Annotated in this window: 3 protein-coding genes, 1 other RNA gene and 1 pseudogene; 1 reads left to right on the top strand and 4 read right to left on the bottom strand. The window is 54.9% G+C overall.

Features of this window, described 5'->3' with window-relative positions; all coding sequences use genetic code 11:
- Nucleotides 1-1,278, top strand: a 1,278-nt coding sequence (locus Q1M25_RS09285) for a murein transglycosylase A (protein WP_300484009.1), incomplete at its 5' end; no start/stop codon positions are given.
- Nucleotides 1,279-1,384: 106 nt separating this feature from the next.
- On the opposite strand, the gene rnpB is transcribed toward Q1M25_RS09285, so the two are convergent.
- From rnpB to Q1M25_RS09265, 4 genes and pseudogenes are all read right to left on the bottom strand, one after another.
- Nucleotides 1,385-1,746: RNase P RNA component class A (gene rnpB, locus Q1M25_RS09280), an RNA gene on the bottom strand.
- Between the two features lie 53 nt (nucleotides 1,747-1,799).
- Nucleotides 1,800-2,507 carry a hypothetical protein gene (locus Q1M25_RS09275; RefSeq protein ID WP_300484007.1) on the bottom strand — a complete coding sequence of 236 codons (708 nt, stop codon included), beginning with the start codon at nucleotides 2,505-2,507 and terminating at the stop codon, nucleotides 1,800-1,802.
- A gap of 54 nt (nucleotides 2,508-2,561) precedes the next feature.
- On the bottom strand, nucleotides 2,562-2,795 hold the full coding sequence (locus Q1M25_RS09270; RefSeq protein WP_070584510.1) for a methionine-binding protein: 234 nt from the start codon (nucleotides 2,793-2,795) through the stop codon (nucleotides 2,562-2,564).
- 13 nt (nucleotides 2,796-2,808) lie between these two features.
- Nucleotides 2,809-3,039: pseudogene (locus Q1M25_RS09265) on the bottom strand (Holliday junction branch migration protein RuvA); the annotation flags it as partial.

Here is a 3,039-nt window from a genome sequence, read left to right as displayed (position 1 = left end):
GCCATTCTTGCCGCCTGTCCGAGCAAAAGCATTAAAAACCTCCCCGAAACCGACACCAGCGTTATCAAAGGCCCTGACCGCCCCACCGGTACGCCCGATCCCGTCGGTACGACAGTGAGCGGTGGAGGAGCAAACTACACCGTAGTTTCCTACAACGAATTGCCGCACTGGGACCTCCAACACTTTACCAAAAGCCTGCAGTCTTTCCGCTTAGGCTGTGAAAAACTTAAAAACCGCCAAGGCTGGCAGGACGTTTGTATCCAAGCCATGCAAACGCCGGTGCACCATTTCCAAGCCAAGCACTTTTTCGAGCGCTATTTCACCGCATGGCGCGTCGATAACGGCGGCAATCCTGCCGGCACCATTACCGGCTATTACGAACCGGTCCTGCACGGCGACGACAAGCCCACAAGCCAATCCCGTTTCCCTATTTACGGCATTCCGAACGATTTTGTTTCCGTTCCGCTGGCTGCAAACTTGAGAGGCAGCAAAGCCACCGTCCGCATCCGCCAAACCGGCCCAAACAGCGGCGTCATCGACAACAGCGGCGCATACACGGCCGACTTGTCCAGATTCCCGATTACAGCACGCAGCACCGCGCTGAAAGGCCGTTTTGAAGGCAGCCGTTTTGTTCCTTACTACACCCGCAGCCAAATCAACGGCGGCGCGCTTAACGGCAAAGCGCCGATTTTGGGTTATGCAGATGATCCGGTCGAACTTTTCTTTATGCACATTCAAGGTTCAGGCCGTCTGAAAACACCGTCCGGCAAATACATCCGCGTCGGATTTGCCGATAAAAACGAACATCCGTATGTTTCCATCGGCCGCTATATGGCGGACAAAGGCTATCTGCCGCTGGGTCAGACCAGCATGCAGGGCATCAAGGCCTATATGAAGCAAAACCCCGGCCGCCTTGCCGAAGTTTTGGGACAAAATCCAAGCTACGTCTTCTTCCGCGAGCTGACCGGCAGCGGCGATTCCGGCCCAGTGGGCGCATTGGGTACGCCGTTGATGGGCGAATACGCCGGTGCCATTGACCGCCACTACATCACGCTTGGCGCACCGTTATTTGTCGCCACTGCCCATCCGATCACCAAAAAAGCCCTCAACCGCTTAATTATGGCGCAAGATACCGGCAGCGCGATTAAAGGCGCAGTCCGTGTGGATTATTTCTGGGGCTATGGCGACGAAGCAGGCGAAGTGGCCGGTAAAATGAAAACCACCGGCTATGTATGGCAGCTCCTGCCCAACGGCATGAAACCGGAATACCGTCCATAAACAGCGGTTTAAAAAAGGCCGTCTGAAACCAAGATTCAGGTTTCAGACGGCCTTTTTATTTCTATAAAAATGCGGCAGGTTTTAAAAACCTGCCGCGGTATGGGGACATACAGCTCGGACGGTAAGCCGGGTTCTGTCGCGGACAGTCATTCCTCTAGGCACATCATTGCTGGTGTGCTCAAGCAACCTACCCGAACGCTCGGCGAGCAGCGTCATCGCGTTCTGTTTGGTCTTGCTCCGAATGGGGTTTAGCCTGCTGCGCTTTGTTACCAAATGCACGGTGCGCTCTTACCGCACCTTTTCACCCTTACCTGTTTTGCCCGAAGGCAATCATCGGCGGTATTGCTTTCTGTTCCACTTTCCGTCGCGTTGCCGCGCCCGGCCGTTAGCCGGCATTCTGCTCTGTGGAGCCCGGACTTTCCTCCCCGTATGCCTTACGCGATACGCGGCGACTGTCTGTCCGACCTGTATGAGGTGCGGATTATAACACAGCCGCCATAGGGTTCAGACGGCCTAAATATTTATTTTTTCTTTTTAAATGCTATTTCGGTCAAACCCAATTCCTGTGCTTTTTTGCGGACTGCGGATTCGGGCATTTCGCGTGCCAGGCGGCTGGTGCAGTATTCAGTCATGGTGGTGGCGCAGGCTTTGAAGTTGCCGGTAAAGTCGCTGGCGGCACTCAAAAACGGGATGAGGCGGCCGGCCATGATTTCTTCGGCCGGTGCGTCTGTTTGGGCGGATACGCGTCCGGACTCGACCGCCGAGAAGATTTGTTCGGTAAAGCGTCGGGCGAAGTTTGCTTCTGTTTGGCAGTCTTGGAATGCAGTGTTTTCATGTTGGCAGACAAGGGTAACTTCGCCTTGAGCTTCTTGCAGCGGTTCGGCCAAATCGAGTTTGAGGGTTTGCTTGTTGGTTTGCAGCCAGGCGGTGCGGCCTTGGGTTTTGATGATTTTGCCGTAAACGCCGATGGCATCGTTTTTGGGAATGTTTTTCTGTTCGGCAAGTTGTTGGGCCGAGAATAAGGGGGCTTGTTCGGCAAATGCGCCGCCGGTTTCGTGTTTGAAGTAGGCGGCGAGGTCTTGTTTGATGAGGGCTTGGGTCAGCAGTTTTTCGCCTTCGGTCAGGCGGTGTGCGAAGCCGTGTGTTTTGGGGGCGGATGCGGCATCCGTGGTCTTGGTGTCCGGTGTGCAGGCGCTCAGGAGTAAAAGCAGGGGAAGGATATATTTCATGGTTGGTCTCTCAACAGGCCGTCTGAATATATGGTTTCAAACGGTCAGCGTTGTTTATCGATAACGATAAACCCGGCGGGGATAGACGGGATAAGCCGGATTGTTGTGAACGGGTTGGCTGTCTTGGTAAATGACGGTCGTTCCCGGCGGGGCGTTGATGGTCACGGTTTTGTTGACAGTGGTTTGCGAGTGGACGGGCAGGTCCAAGACGGCGGTGCGTCCATACGGAGTCTCGGTATAGACGCACGCGCTTAGAAAGAGGGTGATGCTCAGGACCAATGCCTTCATGTTTCAGACGGCCTTATTTGAGCAGGTTTTTCAAGGCCAGGCGCACGCCTTCGCCGACTTCCGTGCCCTTGGGAATGCCTTTGGTGGCGGCTTTGGCTTCGCGTTCGTTGTAGCCGAGGGCAAGCAGAGTGTTGATGATGTCTTGGCTTTCGTCGGCAACGGCATCAGGGGCAAACAGGCCGTCTGAAACGGTATGGGATACGAGTTTGCCGCGCAGTTCCAACACCATGCGTTCGGCGGTTTT

Source organism: uncultured Neisseria sp., from assembly GCF_951230505.1.
Lineage (GTDB): Bacteria > Pseudomonadota > Gammaproteobacteria > Burkholderiales > Neisseriaceae > Neisseria.
Note: the sequence above shows the minus strand (reverse complement) of the source record. Positions and strands in the feature narration are given on the sequence as shown.

Coding starts and splice junctions, on each gene's coding strand:
- Q1M25_RS09270 (WP_070584510.1), bottom strand. CDS start 2,795: ATGAAGGCATTGGTCCTGAGCATCACCCTCTTTCTAAGCGCGTGCGTC.
- Q1M25_RS09275 (WP_300484007.1), bottom strand. CDS start 2,507: ATGAAATATATCCTTCCCCTGCTTTTACTCCTGAGCGCCTGCACACCG.